Below are 18,403 nucleotides of genomic sequence, written 5' to 3' on the forward strand. Positions count from 1 at the left end.
CGTTGAAACACAGGCTATGGAAACTTGTCCTATAAGAAAGCCTGATTGAGGTTCGGAGTAATACTATTGTCAGTCACGTTCATTTCTGGTTACCTGAGAAAATAAACCTAAAGACAAATTACGCTCTAAAATTAGGATGAGCTGCATACAACGGATACGTGATGAAACCACAAAAACCACAACGTGAGTTCTTTTTAGACTCCATCCGCGCATATTTGATGCTGCTGGGTATTCCGTTCCATATATCATTGATTTACTCCAGTCATATCTGGGCGGTAAACAGTGCAATACCCTCGCACGGCCTGACGATCTTCAATGACGTGATCCACGCCTTCCGCATGCAGGTGTTCTTCGTTATCTCAGGCTACTTCTCTTATATGCTCTACGAGCGGTACGACTCGCACCAGTGGCTTAAGGTGCGTCTTGAACGGGTTGCCATCCCGCTGGCTGCCGCATTCCCGTTGATTACTCTGCCGCAACTCTATTTCCTGATGAAGTACACCAGCAAATTTTCCGACTGGAGCACAATGGGGCTCTATCAGAAAATTAACATCACCGTCTGGGAATTAGTGTCCCATTTATGGTTCCTGTTAACGCTAGTTATTCTCACCAGCATTTGTTTTTACCTGTTTAAATTCATAAAAGAAATTAAGACTAATCGCATTCAATTAATTAAAAGCCGAACAAACAGTTTAGGAAAGCTCTCAATCTTATTTTTATTTATCGGCTTAATTTATGCGACCTTTAACCGTGCATTGTATCTTTTCGCGCCGGATTTACTTTCCAACGGTGCCTTTAACTTTATCGTGATGCAGACGTTGTTTTATCTGCCATTTTTCATTATTGGCGCTTTTGCTTATAAGTTCTCATGGTTAAAGGAACTGTTCATCAAGCCATCGGCTACCGCCGGGGTAGTGAGCCTCCTGCTGTTTGCGGTTTACATGTTCAATCAGCACGTGAATACCCCGCAGCTTTACTCGATGGAGATTGACGCCATTGTCACTACCTTGCTGGGTATCCTGATGGTGAACGTGGTGTTCTCCTTCAGCCACTATCTGTTGAACTTCCAGGCGCCGTGGATCACTTACCTGGTGAACTCCTCATTGTTCATCTACCTGATTCACCACCCGTTAACGCTGATTTATGGTGCGTTTATTACTCCAAAAATTCACAGCGACTGGATGGGATTCTGGCTGGGTCTGGTGTTCGTGTTCGGTATCGCCTTTGTGCTTTATGAAGTGCATAAACGTATTCCGCTCCTGCGTTTCCTGTTCTCAGGCAAACCGCAGCATGTGGCTAAAAAGAATGAAACCGGCCCTACCCCGCCGCAAAATCAGGCTTCATGATCGTTTTATAATGCCGGACGGAAGATCAAAAAAGGCGGCCCCGCACTTACGCAGGGCCGCCTTTTTTATTCAGTTCGGATGACCGGCGACTGAATTATCGCTCGGCGGTAATGATCGTCGGAATCACTGACATGCCCACTTTAAGACGATTCGCATCGGGTTGATTGGGTTCCAGCACAATTTTTACTGCCAGACGTTGCACCACCTTGGTGTAATTCCCGGTGGCATTGTCCGGGGATATGGGAGAAAAGGTCACACCGGTCGCCGGAGAAATACTGTCCACTTTTCCCTTCAGCACCAGGCCCGGCAGTGCATCAACTTTTATGTCTGCAGCCTGACCGGCTCTGACATCCCCTAACTGTGTCTCAAGATAATTCGCCACAATGTAGGCCTCGTGAAGCGGAACGACGGCCAGAACGCGGGAGCCCGCACTGACATAACCGCCGATGCGCAGGGAACGCTGCCCGACAATACCGTCAACCGGTGCTGTGATTTCTGTGTAAGAGAGATTCAATTTCGCCTGGGCCAGCGCCGTTGCGGCTGAATCGATTGCCGCTTGAGCTTCCGCCTGTCCGGCTTTAAGCACGTCAATTTGTTTTATCGCCGCCTGCGCCGCCGCCATATCACTTTGCTGAGCGGCCAGTTTTGATCGCAAATTCGCATCTGATTCATCCCGCGCATCGGCGGTGCCTGAACCATTTTGCAGCAGACGTTTATAGCGGTCAGCACTCTGGCGCGCATAGGCAATCCCAGCGCTGTCGGCGTTCACCTGCGCCTGTGCCTGCAAAATAGTTTGCTGTTGTTTTGCTAACTGGGCAGTCAGGCTGAGCATTTTAGCATTCGCCGTTTCAAGGCTGGCCGCCGCCGTCAGCACGGCATTCCGATAATCCCGGTCATCAATGCGCGCCATCACTTCCCCGGCTTTCACCGCCTGATTATCCCGCACATACACCTGAGTGAGGGTGCCGGAAATCCTTGGCGCGACCAGCGTGGAGTCCGCAGAAACAAAGGCATCATCCGTGCCCGGGTTGCTTTCACCGGTCAATATCCAGAAGGCCATCCCAGCCAGCAATATCACGACGAGGGCGGCGACCAGCCAGCTCAGGCGAACGGGTAATTTTTTTATCATGATTCTTTTCTCTCATTTTTTCTTATAAAGAAATGCACATATTTTGGTAATGACGGGTTCAGACTGATGGTTCAGGAACGATTGACCAGCGACTGCGGCGGATAGGTACGCTTTGGCAAAATGGCCGCCAGCAGGATCAACAACAGCGCCAGCCCGATGATCACCAGATAGGTGTCTGCCAGCCCCAGCACCAGCGCCTGCTTTTTCACCAGCCTGGAAAACTGGGTAATCACTTCGGTCGAGATCGCGGTTCCGTCGCCATTGAGCGGTGCAAGGAAACTGCTTTCGCCGCCGTAAGGCTGTGAAAGGAGATAGCTCACGCTACCGGCGTGGTTAAGCAATACGTTGGAATGAAACTGTTCCCGGTGGCTGACAAAAACGCCCAACATCGCACCGCCCATCACGCTGCCCAGACCGCGCGTGGTGTTGAACATCGCCGAAGCAAAAGGTCCTTCCTGCGGCTGAACGACACTGGTCGCACTCATCAGAATCGGCAAAACGGCCATCGGCTGGCCTAACGCCTGCATCATCTGAATCAGATAGAAATTATCCCGTGCCCAGGCACTGGTCATGAACGTACCCAGATAGCAGGAAACACCGATCAGCCCCAGCCCGCAGGCCAGCACCCAGCGGCTGTCCACACGGCGGATGGTGAGAACAAACGCCACCAGCGGCGCAAGTAAGAGTTGCGGCAGCCCTATGGTCAGCGCCAGCGGCCCCACCTGGACGGCGCGGAATCCGCCGACCTGTTCCATGTAGCTGGACGGCAGCGCAGAGCCCGATAAAAACAGGAACATCAGCGCAAACAACGTGATCAACCCATGGGCCAGATTGTGGCGTTTGAGCATTTGTAATTTGAAGAGAGGCAGCGGATGGTGCCATTCATTGACCAGAAAAATTGTCAGCAGTGCCAGCGCAGCAAAAAACATCAGCGTGATCAGCGGAGAGTTGAACCAGTCCAGACGCTCTCCCTGTTGCAATGACAGCACCAGAAGGGAAATGCCGCTGCACCCTGTCAGCATGCCCACCTTATCCATCTGTTTAAAACGCTCGAAGCGCAGAGGATCCTGTGGAATGCCATAACCGACCATGATGATTGCCAGAAGACAAGGCGGGATGACCTGCCAGAAAACCCATTCCCAGCCCACATAGTCTGTCCAGAGGGCAGCTAAAGAAGTGGCCATATTTGGACCAAATGTCGCCGTCAGGGCATAGGCGCTCAGCCCGTATAACTTGTAATGAGGCGGCATAAAGCGCAGAGCAGCCGTCATCAGCAACGGCGGCAACGCCCCGCCGAATATGCCCTGCACGGTGCGCAAGGCAATGAATACCGGCAAATCAGGCGCGAAAGGCAGTAACGCAGCCAGCAGCAAAAAACCGAAGGTGACAAACAGCGTAAATCGACGCAGCGAGAAGGTCATGGCAAACCAGGGAGCAAGCATCATCGCCGCCACTTCGGCAGCCTGATAAACACCAATCAGCCAGGAACCTTGATCGCTGCTGATACTCAACGCGCCACGAACATCGGCCAGCGCGATATCAGTGACACGATCGTTAAGGCCTGAGCACAGCGAGGCAATTAATACGCCGAGTAATCCGATCACCAGCCTCAGAGTAAAGGCCGGCGGAACGGGCTGCGCGGCACTGCCGGGGGCAGATGCGGGTGTGTCTGATGGGTTCATCATTTCGCTCATTAACATCGACGCATAATCATTGATACGCCGACCGTGGAAAGGCAGGTGTGGGGCAACACAAAGGGGAATGCGATCGCTATCACTTTAATTTCGATGCATTGCACCACAATGCGGTACATGCTTAAATACTATAATACGGTGCACTGTATTGCAATGTGATTAAAATTGTTTTCAGAGCGCCCAGCCATTACATTGGCAGTACAGCTTTGGTAAGGATCACCCGACGGTGACAAAGGAGAATTGATGGCACAGGACATAGCAGGAGATGAAGAACGCAGCGGCGGGATCCAGGTGATTTCACGCGCGGCAACCATTCTGAATGCGCTGGGGAAACATCCACACGGGATGAGCCTTGGCGCGATCGCGAATGATGTCGATTTGCCCCGCTCCACCGTACAACGCATCGTCGCAGCACTCGCCGAGGAAGGGCTGGTGCGATCCGAAGGCAGCGGCGGCGTCAGGCTCGGGCCAACGCTGCTTAAGCTGGTGTCGACGGTGCATACCGATGTCATCGCCATTGCCTCACCGTTTCTTCGTCAGCTCAGCGAAATGACCGATGAAACCGTCTCACTGGGGCGCGCCAGTGGCCGCCAGATAGCCAACATTCACAGCATTGTCGCTGAGCGGGAATTACGCGTGGTGCCAAGAGTGGGGCTGAATCTGCCGATTTACAGTACCTCCGGCGGACGGGCACTTTTGTCACTCAAAACAGATGAAGAGATCCACGCGCTGGTCGGGGATGTGCTGGAACCGGCCACCGAACATACCGTGCGCACTCTCGATTCTCTGCTGGAAAAAATTGCAGACGTACGTGAAAGCGGGATCTCAATGGAAAACGGTGAAACCGTAGACGGCGTTTCGACGCTGGCGGTGGCCATCGACACCATCTTAGGTCGCTACTCTGTTTCGGTGCTTTTTCCAACCCCGCGCCGTGAGGCAAAAGAAGCACAAATCCGCGAAGCCCTGCTTGATTGCAAAAACGCATTGATTGGCGAAATTGGTAAGCTGAGCCAAAACAACTAAACCCAGGAGTGACCGTGTTTGATGTTATTTTGCTGGCCGTAGATGGCTCTAAACAATCCGCCGTTGTCGTCGATCTTGCCCGTCAGCTGGCAAGCAGCCATCAGGCAACGGTATTTGTCACCTGCTGTATCGATGAATCCTATGCACTTGAAGATAATGGCGATGTTCCCGGTGAAATCATCGATTATCCTCCCGCAGAAGAAGAACAAAATACTGCACGCGCTGTGGTGGGTAATGCGCTGAAAACGCTGGAGCTGGCAGGGGTCAAGGCTAAAGGGAATCTGATTGTCGGTGACGCAGGGGAAGCGCTGGTCTGCGAAGCCAAAAGGATTCATGCATCGGTGATCGTCATCGGTCACCGTCAGCTCTCGGCATTCGGTCGTATGATGAAAGGCTCCGTCAGCGCTGACGTCATCGCCCATGCGCCCTGCCCTGTTTTGGTCGAAGTTCGCGGAAATTAATCCCCGGCGATAAAATGCAAAAAGCGCCGCTCTGGCGCTTTTTTATCTCTGAGCAATCCGCCTGTTAACTATTCATCAGGCCCATGGACATCGCCCAGTCATTAATGTTGTTGCGATAGAAAAACATGATATCGCTGTCCAGAGGATTCTGTTTTGACGGTGTCACCATGCCGAGGCAAGGGTATTCCTGCGGGCGGGAGTCAAAAAGAAAGTCTTCCATCTCTTCTTCGGTCAGAAGGGTATCACCGTAGATATTATCCTGGCGGAAATAGGCTTCAAGCATCCAGGAACGGTATTCAAAATCATTTTTAATCAAGTGCATAAGAGGAGCTCACAGTAAAATAAGTCTGACGCACCTGATGAAAAGCTTCCTTAAAATACTGAATATGAGATCAGGCACGCGTTGCGTTCGGGCCATCCATTGCTGATTTCACATAACAGAAAATTAACATATTAATTGCAGTTAGCAAGCTGCAATCCGTCCTAAATGCCTGTTTACGGGCTTCATTGATTAATTATTTTAAAATGGACGTCATTTCCATAAATCTTATTAATGTGTTTTTGTATTCACATATTTTTAATCAATTAATTACCAAAGTAACAATCGGTTTTTGACGTGATAAAACGTAAAAGGAACAGAACTGACGTTAGGGATGCATTTGCATCACCACCGCCAACCCTGTTCCCAAAATTTGTTTAATTCTGTGTGGTCTGATATGCCGCTCTTGCTTTACCAGCGACCAGGAGGTGGCCCTTCACGCCAGTGTCCCGGTGGCCCATCGCGCCAGTGCCCAGGAGGGCCGTCACGCCAGTAACCGGGTGGCGGACCTTCATGCCAGTGTTCATGGTGCCAGTAGCGAGGCGGCGGTGGCGGAGCGGGTTCGTAATACACCCAGTGTCCACGCCCCTCATCACGATAATGTTCATCCCACCAGCCTGGCGGACGCCAGTCTCCGCCATCCCAATAATATCCGCGCGGGTCGCGGTCACCGATATGCAGTGACAGCCCCGGCATGTTCACCCCCAGCTCGACGTTTGCATGCGCGAGAGCCGGCAAAGTCAGCAAAACGGCGAGAACAAGAATCAGTTTTTTCATTATAAACCTCACGACCTGCTCATCAGGTGGTGACAAATTACCTCCCGCTATCTTCCTGTTCTATAGGAATTTATCCCAAAAAAAATGTCCTTTCGCTATCCTTACATTTGCGTCAAAAAGGGCTGAGGGAGATGACTGCGCAACGCTATGTCAGTAAAGGAGATTCGGTGAAAAAAACGTGAACGCCCATAAATGTCAGACACAAAAAAACCGCCGAAGCGGTTTCTTTTTTTACTGTACTTCGGGGCAAAAATTAGATTTTGCAGCCTTCACAGTCACTTTCATCCTGAACAGCCTCAGGCACTGCTGCTGCTTTCTCAGCCGCTTTTTCTTCCGCGGACACCAGTGCAGCATCAATGTCAAAATCAAAAATATCGTCGCTCATGTTCATCACCTTAAATGTTCAAATCACCCTCATTATAAACGACACTGGCACACATCTGACGCCTTTTTTGTGCCCTGATGACGCTTTTATTGCCCCCGCACTGAGCACAAAAAATCACCGGAGTTTGCAAAAGTGGTTCACGGAAACCATAGTTATAGTGATTATTCTGGTGTCCCGAAGACACTATTTGCGAACCCTTACGAGGAGAACCTGATGACAACGTCAAACATCAAAGCCTGGGCCAACACCCGTGAAACCTCTCACGAAATCGCCGAAGCTATTTTTGAGCTTGCCAAGAATGATGAAACGCTGGCGCAGAAAATTTGGGAAGAAGGGAACGATGAGGTGTTACCGATCGCCTTCGCCAAAACGAAGGAAGACCATCTGTTCTGGGGTGAAGAAAAGATCGACAGGAAAAATGTCTGAGGGCTAACGACTGTCGGACTATGATTGGGCCCTGAGCCATGCTCAGGGCTGGCAGGAAATTTAGGTCGGAGTTAGCTGTCGAATCCAAAACCCATCTGATGCGCCCACTCAAAAATCTGCTCTTTGTAGACAAACCGCGGTTCGCACACGCCCGGCTCTCCCGGTGTCTGGATCATCACCGCGACACAAGGGTATGACAGCGGTCTGGCATCAAAAATAAAATCATCGACTTCCTGATCGGCAAACTCAGAGGTTTCACTTACCGCGCTCGCCTGGAAAATTTCATCCATTATCCACTTACGGTATTCCACTTCGTTGTTGATAAACTTCATCATTCACCTCAGCTTTTGCTCTCTCTGTATTCTCAACCGTGAAGCTCGTCGCCACCACAGCACGGACAGACTTCTGCACGGGAAACCGACATTTCAGCGAATCCGTCGCACTCCCACTCCACGCGTAACGGTTTCCCGCTGTGATCATCAGCCTTGATATAGCGATTATAGTGGAGAGCCTGCCCGGTCATGGTTTCAGTCAGCAGCAAATGTTCGCCAGCATAAATGCGTGCGACAGCCTGCGCATCCTGTTTTTCACCCGAAACGATTTTGTGAAGATGATGAATAGTCAGTTTAATTCGTTCCACGGCAGCTCCGGTAACGGCTCAACATACAGTGTGTTTCGTCCTGTGCATCGACGATTCATTCAAAAAATGTATATCCAGCCGCTATTTTATCAGAGCTGACGGGGTGACGTCATGGGCGGAAGCCATGTGAATGGGGGCAATTAGTGCGCTAGCTGAACGCTGTTCAGTGTTGAGGGCTGCTGATGCTCGAGGCGCGCCAGATCATATACATCGTAAAAATCGACAAAACCTTTGTTTTTCACGATCGACTCAATGCGGTTTTTAACTCCGGCGCTCACGCTCTCAGCGCTGAGGATTTGCCGTACTGCATCTTCAGATAATTCGCGGCTGAAATACCACTCCCCGTTGTAGCAGACACGCAAATCCAGCACACCGATATCTTCATAGCGGTAGACCGGTTTGATTTCCAGCAGCAACATAGCGGACATGAAAACCAGAAAAGCTGTGAATCCGATAAACCAGCCGATACCCATATAAGGTGAAACATACATCACAATACCGACGGCAATATACCCCACCAGCATCGCGAGACACAGCCAGGGATGCTTCACAAAAAACTCAACGTTGACGCGCGCCCTGCCGTCACGACCTTCCTGACGGTTGATACGGTCAATTTCACTATTTAATACATTTTTGATCACGTCCATTTCATAACCTCGTTGCAGTCACGACTATAATGCAATCTGATAATGTTATTTTATCATGACAACTGTTATAGCGCGTAGAGCAGTTACCGGCCTCAAAACGGGAAACTGTTATAGCTGGCATTTGCGTCACTGATATTTTCATCATGGAATTCTCTCTGTTCATGTCAGATAAAAGGAGAACATCGTGGCACTATTAATCGTAGAAAGACCGGCTAAAAAACTGGTGAGTTACCGGGTAGTCGGGCCATACAAGGAGTCAATCCACAGCGGTTTCCAGCAGCTGACGAAATGGGTCGCACGACACCATCAGCCACACACTGAATGGCTGACATGGTTTCACGATAACCCCGATACCACGCCAGCCGAGGCATTGCGGGCGGATCCTTCCGTGTGTGTGGCTGATAATTTCATACTGGATGACGCTGACGGGCTGGCACTGCAAACCTTGCCCGGTGGCACCTATGCGGCCTATCACACCACCATCACGGACGGTAATTTTGAACACGCCTGGCGGGAATTTTATAGTCAGTTGTTGGCCAGCAATCATTACCGGCCGGATGGCAAAGCCTGTTTTGAACATTACCTGAGTGATGGCACTAAAACCGGCATCTGGGAAGTGGTGTTTTATCAGTCGGTCGAGAAGATCCCGGCCATTCGCTGAAAGGTTCAGACATTGAGTGTGATGTCTGCCTGCTGGCAAAAATCAAGGTAAGCCTGCGGCGGTCTGGCATCGCTGACCAGCGTATTGAAACGGGCTAAAGGTGCGATCGCCGCCGGTCGCACCTGATCAAACTTACTGCTGTCGGCGACTAAAATACTCTGCGCAGACCGCTCCATCGCCTGATGTTTCATCAGCAGTTCATCAAAATTAAAACAGGTCACCCCGTGTTCGATGCTCACACCGGCGGCTGAGATAAACGCCTTCGTTGGCCGGATAAAATCGAGCTCACTGCTGCGACCAATTGGCGTAAAAATACTGTTGCTGGATTTAAACGCGCCTCCGCATAAAATCACATCGCAGTGAGGTTTTTCCTGCAGCGCCAGAAAAGTATTCAGCGAATAACAGATCGCGGTAAATACCCTCGCCTCGGAGATACTCTCGATGACATACGGCATGGTCGTTCCGCAGTCGAAAAATACCGTGTCATTATCAAGTATCAAACTGGCTGCGTTTTCGGCCAGGCGACGCTTTTCCGCCACCTGGCGCATTTTCTGTTCACTGATAAAATAATGCGTCGCCGGGTTATTTTTCGGATCCATCACGATATAACCGCCGAGCAGGATAACCGGCGCAGGGTCGCTGCTCAAATCACGCCGGATAGTCATTTCGGAAACATTGAGCAGTAAAGACGCTTCTTTCAGGTGAATTTTGTCGGTCTTTTTTAGTGCCAGCAACAGACGCTGGATCCTGTCTTCACGCTTATTTTCCATGATGTTATCTCAGCTTTCCGGTTCGCAGCCCGCCACTATACCTTCGCAGCCATCTGGCCGCAAACCGGTGCGTTGTGTGAATCAAAGGGATAATAATGAACAATAAATTACCCATGCAGACTTTGAGGTTTTTTCCATTTCTTCAAATGGTTGAACGCGCCCTACACCTTGTCGCGGCTGAAATCCACTGATAATTTATTTATCGTTAAGTAACTGCCGCCTTTTTGTGCTAGACTACTGGCCGCTCTAAGTAAAACCGGAGGTTTTATGAGTTCTACCGTTGTAAACGCTCAAGACGAGTGTCCGTTGTGTCAAAACACGAATAAGACGTCGGTGAATATGTCGGCGAAAATTGTTACTGTGACCTGCACATCATGTGGCCGTTACAGTATCTTCCGCAAAACCATGGAAGAGATTTCGATAGACCGGAAGAAACGCGTCGCGCTTCAGGCGTTTTTCACCAGCCAACCGAACTACCACCTGCCTTTATCTATCCGGGCACTGAGTAATACAGAAGCACCGGGTGAATTTTAGCCCTAAAAAACGCCCTTCGGGGCTGTTTTAATCTGCATTTCCTACATCTCACACTAACGATCAGCGCAAACCTCACCGGATACTCACGGAGGGAATGATTTCGTCTCAGGGCTGATAAGATGTCGTGTTGCTGTAAAAACATAAAGGCCACTCTAAGAAGTGGCCTTTATTATATTTAAACATATCGTTATCACACGCGTGTTTCTCACGATGCCTGACTGAATTTCAGACATAAAAAAACCACCCGAAGGTGGCTATAACGACATTACTACTTTATTGCTTTTGATTATTCAGCTAATTTTCCATGGTACCCGGGACGAGACTTGAACTCGTACAGCCTAAGGCCGAGGGATTTTAAATCCCTTGTGTCTACCGATTCCACCACCCGGGCTCCGGGAAAATTGGAGGCGCGTTCCGGAGTCGAACCGGACTAGGCGGATTTGCAATCCGCTACATAACCGCTTTGTTAACGCGCCTTAAATCTTACTACTTGTCTTGCACTTAAACCAATCACGAGGATCAGTTTAATAAAATTTGGAGCGGGAAACGAGACTCGAACTCGCGACCCCGACCTTGGCAAGGTCGTGCTCTACCAACTGAGCTATTCCCGCTTTAATCAGAACGTACTGATTTTTTTAACTATCTTCCGGCTCATTGCTGTCTGCCTTCCGATGCGTTGCATTCTACTGACCTGAGAGAATGAGTCAATAAAATTATCTGCATCCTTCGCTCGTTTGACGTTTTTTACGTCAGTTTGATCAGGGTTCCAGCAAATCGTGACGTGCAGCGTTCAAATACTGGAACATTGACCAGAATGTCAGCACCGCCGCGATATAAAGTGCGACCACACCGACACCCACAACGATGTTGTCCGGACGCCATAACAAGGCTACCAGCGATAGCATTTGCGCTGTCGTCTTCACTTTGCCAATCCAGGAAACCGCCACACTGCTTCGCTTTCCAATTTCAGCCATCCACTCGCGCAGCGCCGAAATGATAATTTCACGGGCAATCATGGTGGCAGCCGGTAACGTTATCCACCAGGAATGGAAATACTCCGCCACCAGCACCAGCGCAATCGCCACCATCACCTTATCGGCAACCGGGTCGAGGAACGCACCGAACCGTGTGGTTTGTTTCAGGCGGCGCGCCAGATAGCCGTCAAGCCAGTCTGTCATGGCAGCAAAAACAAAAATGAGCGCGCAGGCCATCGGTGCCCATGGATATGGCAGATAGAAGGCGAGCACGAAGAAAGGTATCAGCGCAACGCGGAACAGGGTGAGGCACGTCGGTATATTAAATTGCATAGCGAAGGTAACTGTTTGTCCAGTTTAGATATTATGAGTATGTTGCTACAACGGCTTTAGTGTTTCAACGCATTATGAATCTTTTCTGCTAATGCGGTAGAAATACCGGGTACCTGTGCAATTTCCTCGACGCTGGCATTCAGTAATGGCTGGATGCCTCCCATATACTTCAATAATACCTGACGTCGTTTCGGCCCGACGCCTTCAATCTCTTCAAGTGCGCTGGTAGTCCGCACCTTGGCACGTCGCTGACGGTGCCCGGTAATGGCATGATTATGAGAATCGTCACGGATATGCTGAATTACGTGTAAGGCTGGCGAATCTGACGGTAAGGCAATTCCCTCACCTTCAGGCACAAAGAATAATGTTTCCAGACCTGCTTTACGATCGGCACCTTTCGCGATACCAATCAGTAAAGGTTTCGATTTATCCCACGTCACATCCAGCGAATGAAACACATCCAGCGCCATTCCTAACTGCCCTTTCCCGCCGTCGATAAAAATTACGTCGGGAATTTTTTTCTCATCCAGCGATTTACTGTAGCGGCGGGTCAGCACCTGACTCATCGCGGCATAATCATCGCCCGGCGTAATGCCGGTAATGTTGTAACGACGGTATTCAGAGCGAACCGGGCCGTTGTTATCAAATACCACGCAGGAAGCGACCGTTTGTTCGCCCATAGTATGGCTGATATCGAAGCATTCCATGCGGTTAATTTCCGCAAGATTAAGGGTTTTCGCCAGTTCAGCCATGCGCTGATGGATTGTTGACTGCTGTGCCAGCTTGGTGGTCAGCGCCGTGGAGGCGTTAGTGCGCGCCAGTTTCAGATAACGGGCGCGGTCACCGCGCGGTTTACTCTGAATCAGGACTTTACGACCCGCTATCTGGCTCAGGGATTCAGCCAGTAACTCTTTCTCTGGCAGACTGAAATCCAGCAGGATTTCGCCGGGCAGCGTTCGCATCTGGCTGCCCTGGAGATAAAACTGACCGACGAAGGTTTGCACCACTTCGCCCAGGTCGGTGCCACCGGGGACTTTCGGATAGTAGCTGCGGCTGCCCAGAACTTTACCCTGACGGATAAACAGAACGTGCAGACAGGCCATGCCGGATTCGAACGCCACACCGATAACATCAAGATCTTCGCTGTTGCCCGAGACGAACTGACGCTCAGTCACCCGCCGCACCGCCTGAATCTGATCGCGGATACGCCCGGCATCCTCGAAGCGTAAATCTTGACTGGCTTCTTCCATGCGATTAACCAGTTGCGTCACAACCTGCTGATCTTTCCCCTCGAGGAACAGACGCACGTAATCAACCTGGTCTTTATAATCCTGATCGCTGACCAAACCTTTCACGCAAGGCCCGAGACACCGACCAATCTGATATTGCAGACAAGGGCGTGAACGGTTGCTGTAAACGCTGTTTTCGCACTGACGGATCGGAAAAAGTTTCTGTAACAGCGCCAGCGTTTCACGCACCGCATAGGAGTTGGGGAACGGCCCAAAATACTCGCCTTTTGCGTGCTTGGCACCGCGATGCACGGTAATGCGTGGATGGTTATCGGCGCTGAGAAAAATCAGCGGATAGGATTTGTCATCACGCAACAGTACGTTATAGCGCGGCTGATACAGCTTGATGTAGTTGTGTTCGAGGAGAAGCGCCTCGGTTTCCGTATGGGTCACGGTGACATCGATTTGCGCAATATTTTTGACCAGAGTTTCCGTTTTACGGCTGGAAACCTGAACACGAAAATAGCTGGAAAGACGCTTTTTAAGGTCTTTAGCTTTACCTACATAGATTACGGTGCCGCTGGCGTCATACATCCTGTAGACGCCCGGTTGGCTGGTGACCGTTTTCAGAAAGGCTTTAGGGTCGAAACGCTCATCATTCACTGCCTGATAAAGTCTCCGTATTGAACAAACCGTGTCGAATAGCCAGATGGGTCAACTCAACATCGCCGCTGATATTTAATTTACTAAACATCCGATAACGATAACTGTTAACTGTCTTAGGACTCAAGTTAAGTTGTTCTGAAATTTCATTCACTTTTTGCCCTTTGGTAATCATCAGCATGATTTGTAACTCACGCTCTGATAACGAATCGAAAGGCGTTTCAGACTGCGGTTCAATCTGACTGAGTGCCATTTGTTGCGCGATATCAGACGCAATGTAGCGCTGACCCGAGTCAACCAGGCGGATAGCATTGACCACTTCCTGTGGTGCTGCACCTTTACTCAGATAACCGGAAGCCCCCGCCTGCATCACTTTTGCGGGCAACGGGTTCTCAGTGTAAATCGTTAACATGATGATCTTGATATCCGGCGAGAAACGGACGATTTTCTTCGTCGCTTCCAGCCCGCCAATACCCGGCATGTTCATATCCATCAGGACAATATCAACGTCATTGGTACGGCACCATTTCACGGCATCTTCGCCGCATTGTGCTTCCCCGACAACTTTGATGCCTTTGATATCTTCGAGAATGCGTCGGATCCCTGCGCGCACCAATTCGTGGTCATCAACAAGAAGAACGCTAATCAAAGAGAATTCTCCAAAAAATAAGGGCGACACACCATCAGGTTCTTCCGCTGGCCTTTACACAATAAGAGGCATTAAACATTAATATGTACAGACAGCGTAGAGAAGAGAAGGTGGCAATAAGAAGCCAACATCAACTCAGTTACCCCACTAGCGCACAGCGATAGTGTTTTTAAATCAGGCATTCAGGTTATTTATTATAGCCCGCGCATTTTACTCTATCTCGCCAGCTTCACCAACAAATGTCTGCAAAAAACTAGTTTGCTGAATGTAAATGAGAACTGCCATCACCTGTATTAATGATACAGAAAAAAAGCATTTTGAATCAAACAATAAGGTCTGTATCAAGCTACATCTTTTTTCCTGTAAAAAATAATGTATTCACCATTCCTTGGGTTCAAATAACGTGTTTTAAAGAAAGGTGATTAAATCAGCAAAGCATCAATTTCATATATCTATGATATACCCAATGATTATTTGCAATAGCACGAAATGTCGCGGTTTTTATAAGAATAAACTTAGCTTTTAACATGCGAAACATCCTGTTCCAAATATGTTTAGTATTCTGTACTGACTTCCGGGAAATGGATTTATCTCAGGTTATTCGTTTCGCTAAATGTTGCATCGCCCCTCCTTTTAACCCGCGCCAGCCCTGTCAGTGCCCTAAAACCTGCGACTATGCTAAAATGCTGTCACTTTGCACCCCGCCCTTTCGGGTCAACCTGTTAATACCCCCTTCTTTTTACTGTATAAAGTCGGGAGCGCTGCCTTGCAGCCTGCCTGAGGAGAAATAATGAGTAACTGCGATTTTACCACTGAAGCAAACGTTGAAACCCTGGCGACAGAAGTTGCCTGCCTGAAAGCCACTCTGACCCTGATTTTGAAAGCTATCGGTCAGGCTGATGCCGGTAAGGTCATGTTGAACATGGAAAAATACGCTGCGCAGATGGAAGATGAACAACAGGCAGAAATCTTCAGAAATTCCCTGCAACAAATCAAATTCGCTTACCGCCAGTAATGTTTTCCCGGAGTCTGTCGCCCGACGGACTCCGCCTTTCCAGCGCGTCCCCGCACAAAATCTGCTATAATTACGCCCTCTTATCATTTCATCAGGACAACGGTTATGAGCGAAAATAATAAAGAAAACAAAAGTAAAGCTGACGATGTTCACGTTAGCGACGGCCTTGCAGAACTGATTGAAGTCTCAGAACAACTGACTGAAGAAGAAATTCAACAGGCGGCAGAAGAAGCAAAACAAGCTGTTGAAGACGCTAAGAACCAGAAACATCACTGATTCATGCATTATAACGTTCTCGCCCCGTATCAGGCCATTGTGCCGCTGGCCATTGATTATCAGCATGGCGACAGCGAACCTGCGCACAGCCATAACTGCTCGCAACTGATCCATACGTTGTGTGGCGTTGTTGAAGTGCATACCGCTCTCGGCACCTGGATGGTTCCGCCGGGGCGCGGCGTTTGGTTACCCGCCCACGTTGAGCACAGTCTGCGTTTTATCGGGGGCGTAAAGGCCCGAACTCTTTTCGTCGATCCGCTGGCACGCGCTGATTTACCGGCTCAGTGTCAGGTGGTGCAGATTTCTCCGCTACTGCGTGAACTCATTCTCGTCTCGCTGACGCTTCCTTCAGACTACCTGCCCGGTGGCCGTGATGAACGCATCATGGAATTACTGCTTGATGAACTGCGTCTCTTGCCGACGCTGCCGCTGCATTTACCCGAACCGCAAGAGCCGGAACTGCTGGCGCTGAGCCAGCATATTTGCAGCGATCTGAGTGCATCATGGGAGCTGGAGGATGTCTCGCAACGTCTGAACATCAGCAGCCGCACGCTTTCCCGCCGTTTTCAGCGCGAAACCGGTCTGCGTTTCAGTGACTGGGTGCGTCAGGCTAAATTGCTTGAGGCGCTTCAGCAATTAGCGGCTGGAAATTCGGTGATTGATGTGGCGCTGGCGCTCGGCTATGACAGCCCGAGCGCCTTCAGTGCAATGTTTCGTCGTTCACTGGGCGTTTCGCCGAGTGAGTATTTTAGTCAGCCAGAATCCCGCCCGCCGCATTAAACAGCGCCTGCAAAGATGCGCTGGACACGTCACTGTCGATGCCCACGCCGTAGCACGTTTCCCCATGCTTACCCTGGCAACTCACATAAGCCACGGCCCGGCTGTGGCTCTGATGCCCTAACGTATGCTCGTGATAATCACCAATCTCGAGCTGAATGTCGTAACTACGGCGTAATGCATCCACTGCGCCGGACAACAACCCGTTGCCGCTGCCGGTAATATTCTGCTCTTCATTGCGGTAACGGATACGCGCGTTGAAATGACAAACGTTCTGCTCATCGCTGCGGATGTCATAACTCAGCAGTTTCACCACCGGTTGCTCGGTCAGGCCGTAGCGCTGACGGAACAGCCGCCAGATATCGCTGGTGCTCATTTCCTTGCCGTGCGTATCCGTATCCCGTTGCACGGCTTTACTGAAATCAATTTGCAGGCCGCGCGGCAGTTTCAGGCCATGATTCTGCTCGAGTAACCATGCCGCACCGCTTTTCCCAGACTGACTGTTTACGCGGATCACCGCTTCATAACTGCAACCGACATCCGCAGGATCCAGCGGCAGATAAGGCACGCGCCACACCGCATTTTCTGCGGTTTTCTGCGCAGCAAACCCTTTTTTGATGGCGTCCTGATGCGATCCGGAAAACGCGGTAAACACCAGCTCACCGGCATAAGGGTGGCGCGGGTGAACCGGCAACTGATTACACTCTTCCACCGCCTCGACAATCGCCTGTAAATTGCTGAAATCCAGCTGCGGCGCGACGCCCTGCGTATAGAGGTTCAGCGCCAGCGTCACGATATCCACATTCCCGGTGCGCTCGCCATTGCCAAACAGACAGCCTTCGACGCGATCGGCGCCCGCCAGCATTGCCAGCTCGGCGCAGGCGACGCCGGTTCCCCGATCATTATGCGGATGCACGCTGATGGAAACCTGCCCGCGACGGCTGAAATGACGGCAGAACCATTCAATCTGATCGGCATAAATATTCGGAGTACTGACTTCGACGGTGGCCGGCAAATTAATGATCATTGGCCGCGACGTGCCCGGTTCCCAGACATCGGCCACCGCTTCGCACACTTCCAGCGCAAACTCCAGTTCGGTAAAGCAGAAGGTTTCCGGGGAATATTCAAACGTCCAATTCGTCTGTGAATATTGCTCACAAAGCTGACGGATTTGCTGCGCACCGCGAACGGCCAGATCGCGCGTGGCTGCCTGATCCTGATTGAAAACCACTTCGCGAAACACCGGCGCAGTGGCGTTATATAAATGCACGATCGCGCGCGGTACGTCCTTCAGCGCTTCAAAAGTACGGGCAATCAGATCTGGCCGCGAAGGTGTCAGCACCTGAATCACCACGTCATCCGGAATTAATTTGTCTTCAATCAGCCCGCGAACAAAATCGAAATCGGTTTGCGAAGCCGAAGGAAACGCCACCTCAATCTGCTTAAAACCACATTTCACCAGCAAATCAAAAAACTGACGTTTACGCGCATTATCCATCGGTTCTGCGAGTGCCTGATTGCCGTCACGCAGATCGCTTGAACACCATTGCGGCGCCTTGTCGAGTACCTTTCCCGGCCACTGGCGGTCGGGTAAATTCACCTGCGGGAAGGGGCGATATTTTTGCGACGGGTCGTTTAACATACGATTCTCCTTTTATCATGTGGGCAGCGTTAA

22 protein-coding genes and 3 tRNA genes are annotated in these 18,403 nt (G+C 50.4%); 9 read left to right on the forward strand and 16 right to left on the reverse strand.

Annotated features, from left to right (window positions below):
* The first annotated feature begins 161 nt into the window (after positions 1–161).
* Positions 162–1,346: a glucans biosynthesis protein MdoC gene (gene mdoC / locus J1779_RS22375; protein WP_056778670.1), complete on the forward strand. Its 1,185-nt coding sequence runs from the start codon at positions 162–164 to the stop codon at positions 1,344–1,346.
* Positions 1,347–1,440: 94 nt separating this feature from the next.
* On the opposite strand, the gene J1779_RS22380 is transcribed toward mdoC, so the two are convergent.
* Together J1779_RS22380 and J1779_RS22385 are read right to left on the reverse strand one after the other, a co-directional pair.
* Positions 1,441–2,475, reverse strand: a complete 1,035-nt coding sequence (locus tag J1779_RS22380; protein WP_217204828.1) for an HlyD family secretion protein — start codon at positions 2,473–2,475, stop codon at positions 1,441–1,443.
* A 71-nt stretch (positions 2,476–2,546) separates the two neighbouring features.
* The gene (locus J1779_RS22385) at positions 2,547–4,160 is read right to left on the reverse strand and encodes an MFS transporter (RefSeq protein WP_238485260.1); all 1,614 of its coding nucleotides are present in this window, start codon (positions 4,158–4,160) and stop codon (positions 2,547–2,549) included.
* Positions 4,161–4,412: 252 nt separating this feature from the next.
* Between J1779_RS22385 and J1779_RS22390 the strand changes: the two genes are divergently transcribed.
* Both J1779_RS22390 and J1779_RS22395 read left to right on the forward strand, forming a co-directional pair.
* Positions 4,413–5,192 (forward strand): IclR family transcriptional regulator, encoded by a 780-nt coding sequence (locus J1779_RS22390; RefSeq protein ID WP_217204829.1) that lies wholly within the window; start codon positions 4,413–4,415, stop codon positions 5,190–5,192.
* Positions 5,193–5,206: 14 nt separating this feature from the next.
* Positions 5,207–5,653, forward strand: coding sequence for a universal stress protein (locus J1779_RS22395; RefSeq protein ID WP_217204830.1), 447 nt, complete (start codon positions 5,207–5,209; stop codon positions 5,651–5,653).
* 64 nt (positions 5,654–5,717) lie between these two features.
* Here the strand turns inward: J1779_RS22395 and J1779_RS22400 are convergent, their stop codons facing one another.
* The 3 genes from J1779_RS22400 to J1779_RS25675 form a co-directional block, all read right to left on the reverse strand.
* The gene (locus J1779_RS22400) at positions 5,718–5,975 is read right to left on the reverse strand and encodes a hypothetical protein (RefSeq protein WP_056778659.1); all 258 of its coding nucleotides are present in this window, start codon (positions 5,973–5,975) and stop codon (positions 5,718–5,720) included.
* A gap of 408 nt (positions 5,976–6,383) precedes the next feature.
* The gene (locus J1779_RS22405; RefSeq protein WP_056778656.1) at positions 6,384–6,749 is read right to left on the reverse strand and encodes a DUF2502 domain-containing protein; all 366 of its coding nucleotides are present in this window, start codon (positions 6,747–6,749) and stop codon (positions 6,384–6,386) included.
* 253 nt (positions 6,750–7,002) lie between these two features.
* Positions 7,003–7,134, reverse strand: coding sequence for a hypothetical protein (locus J1779_RS25675; protein WP_256370271.1), 132 nt, complete (start codon positions 7,132–7,134; stop codon positions 7,003–7,005).
* Positions 7,135–7,347: 213 nt separating this feature from the next.
* On the opposite strand from J1779_RS25675, the gene J1779_RS22410 reads away from it, so the two are divergent.
* Entirely contained in the window at positions 7,348–7,560 is a 213-nt protein-coding gene (locus J1779_RS22410) for a YccJ family protein (RefSeq protein WP_056778653.1), read from the forward strand.
* 71 nt (positions 7,561–7,631) lie between these two features.
* On the opposite strand, the gene J1779_RS22415 is transcribed toward J1779_RS22410, so the two are convergent.
* The 3 genes from J1779_RS22415 to J1779_RS22425 form a co-directional block, all read right to left on the reverse strand.
* Positions 7,632–7,895: a hypothetical protein gene (locus J1779_RS22415; protein WP_235533458.1), complete on the reverse strand. Its 264-nt coding sequence runs from the start codon at positions 7,893–7,895 to the stop codon at positions 7,632–7,634.
* Positions 7,896–7,924: 29 nt separating this feature from the next.
* The gene (locus J1779_RS22420) at positions 7,925–8,200 is read right to left on the reverse strand and encodes a hypothetical protein (RefSeq protein ID WP_122095761.1); all 276 of its coding nucleotides are present in this window, start codon (positions 8,198–8,200) and stop codon (positions 7,925–7,927) included.
* A gap of 140 nt (positions 8,201–8,340) precedes the next feature.
* Complete coding sequence (locus J1779_RS22425) at positions 8,341–8,847, reverse strand: YlaC family protein (protein WP_056778642.1); 507 nt, start codon at positions 8,845–8,847, stop codon at positions 8,341–8,343.
* Between the two features lie 184 nt (positions 8,848–9,031).
* Between J1779_RS22425 and J1779_RS22430 the strand changes: the two genes are divergently transcribed.
* Positions 9,032–9,508, forward strand: coding sequence for a GyrI-like domain-containing protein (locus tag J1779_RS22430; protein ID WP_056778638.1), 477 nt, complete (start codon positions 9,032–9,034; stop codon positions 9,506–9,508).
* 5 nt (positions 9,509–9,513) lie between these two features.
* Here the strand turns inward: J1779_RS22430 and deoR are convergent, their stop codons facing one another.
* Positions 9,514–10,278 (reverse strand): DNA-binding transcriptional repressor DeoR, encoded by a 765-nt coding sequence (gene deoR, locus J1779_RS22435; RefSeq protein ID WP_217204831.1) that lies wholly within the window; start codon positions 10,276–10,278, stop codon positions 9,514–9,516.
* Positions 10,279–10,545: 267 nt separating this feature from the next.
* Between deoR and J1779_RS22440 the strand changes: the two genes are divergently transcribed.
* Positions 10,546–10,812, forward strand: a complete 267-nt coding sequence (locus J1779_RS22440; RefSeq protein WP_056778632.1) for a hypothetical protein — start codon at positions 10,546–10,548, stop codon at positions 10,810–10,812.
* Positions 10,813–11,117: 305 nt separating this feature from the next.
* Here the strand turns inward: J1779_RS22440 and J1779_RS22445 are convergent.
* From J1779_RS22445 to uvrY, 6 genes are all read right to left on the reverse strand, one after another.
* A tRNA-Leu gene (locus J1779_RS22445) sits at positions 11,118–11,203 on the reverse strand.
* 11 nt (positions 11,204–11,214) lie between these two features.
* A tRNA-Cys gene (locus J1779_RS22450) sits at positions 11,215–11,288 on the reverse strand.
* 59 nt (positions 11,289–11,347) lie between these two features.
* Positions 11,348–11,423, reverse strand: a tRNA-Gly gene (locus tag J1779_RS22455).
* Between the two features lie 147 nt (positions 11,424–11,570).
* The gene (gene pgsA, locus J1779_RS22460) at positions 11,571–12,119 is read right to left on the reverse strand and encodes a CDP-diacylglycerol--glycerol-3-phosphate 3-phosphatidyltransferase (RefSeq protein ID WP_056778604.1); all 549 of its coding nucleotides are present in this window, start codon (positions 12,117–12,119) and stop codon (positions 11,571–11,573) included.
* A 56-nt stretch (positions 12,120–12,175) separates the two neighbouring features.
* Positions 12,176–14,011, reverse strand: a complete 1,836-nt coding sequence (gene uvrC / locus J1779_RS22465) for an excinuclease ABC subunit UvrC (RefSeq protein WP_072158130.1) — start codon at positions 14,009–14,011, stop codon at positions 12,176–12,178.
* Complete coding sequence (gene uvrY, locus J1779_RS22470) at positions 14,004–14,660, reverse strand: UvrY/SirA/GacA family response regulator transcription factor (RefSeq protein WP_013576296.1); 657 nt, start codon at positions 14,658–14,660, stop codon at positions 14,004–14,006. The genes uvrC and uvrY overlap by 8 nt, the downstream gene beginning before the upstream one ends.
* A 790-nt stretch (positions 14,661–15,450) precedes the next feature.
* Here uvrY and J1779_RS22475 point away from each other — a divergent pair.
* From J1779_RS22475 to J1779_RS22485, 3 genes are all read left to right on the forward strand, one after another.
* Positions 15,451–15,675, forward strand: a complete 225-nt coding sequence (locus tag J1779_RS22475) for a DUF2594 family protein (RefSeq protein WP_056778602.1) — start codon at positions 15,451–15,453, stop codon at positions 15,673–15,675.
* 105 nt (positions 15,676–15,780) lie between these two features.
* Positions 15,781–15,951: a hypothetical protein gene (locus tag J1779_RS22480; protein ID WP_162997847.1), complete on the forward strand. Its 171-nt coding sequence runs from the start codon at positions 15,781–15,783 to the stop codon at positions 15,949–15,951.
* A gap of 3 nt (positions 15,952–15,954) precedes the next feature.
* Complete coding sequence (locus tag J1779_RS22485) at positions 15,955–16,731, forward strand: AraC family transcriptional regulator (protein ID WP_217204832.1); 777 nt, start codon at positions 15,955–15,957, stop codon at positions 16,729–16,731.
* Here J1779_RS22485 and leuA read toward each other — a convergent pair.
* On the reverse strand, positions 16,700–18,370 hold the full coding sequence (gene leuA, locus J1779_RS22490) for a 2-isopropylmalate synthase (RefSeq protein WP_122095765.1): 1,671 nt from the start codon (positions 18,368–18,370) through the stop codon (positions 16,700–16,702). The genes J1779_RS22485 and leuA overlap by 32 nt on opposite strands.
* Between the last annotated feature and the right edge of the window lie 33 nt (positions 18,371–18,403).

The sequence above is a fragment of the Rahnella rivi genome, from assembly GCF_019049655.1.
GTDB classification, from domain to species: domain Bacteria; phylum Pseudomonadota; class Gammaproteobacteria; order Enterobacterales; family Enterobacteriaceae; genus Rahnella; species Rahnella rivi.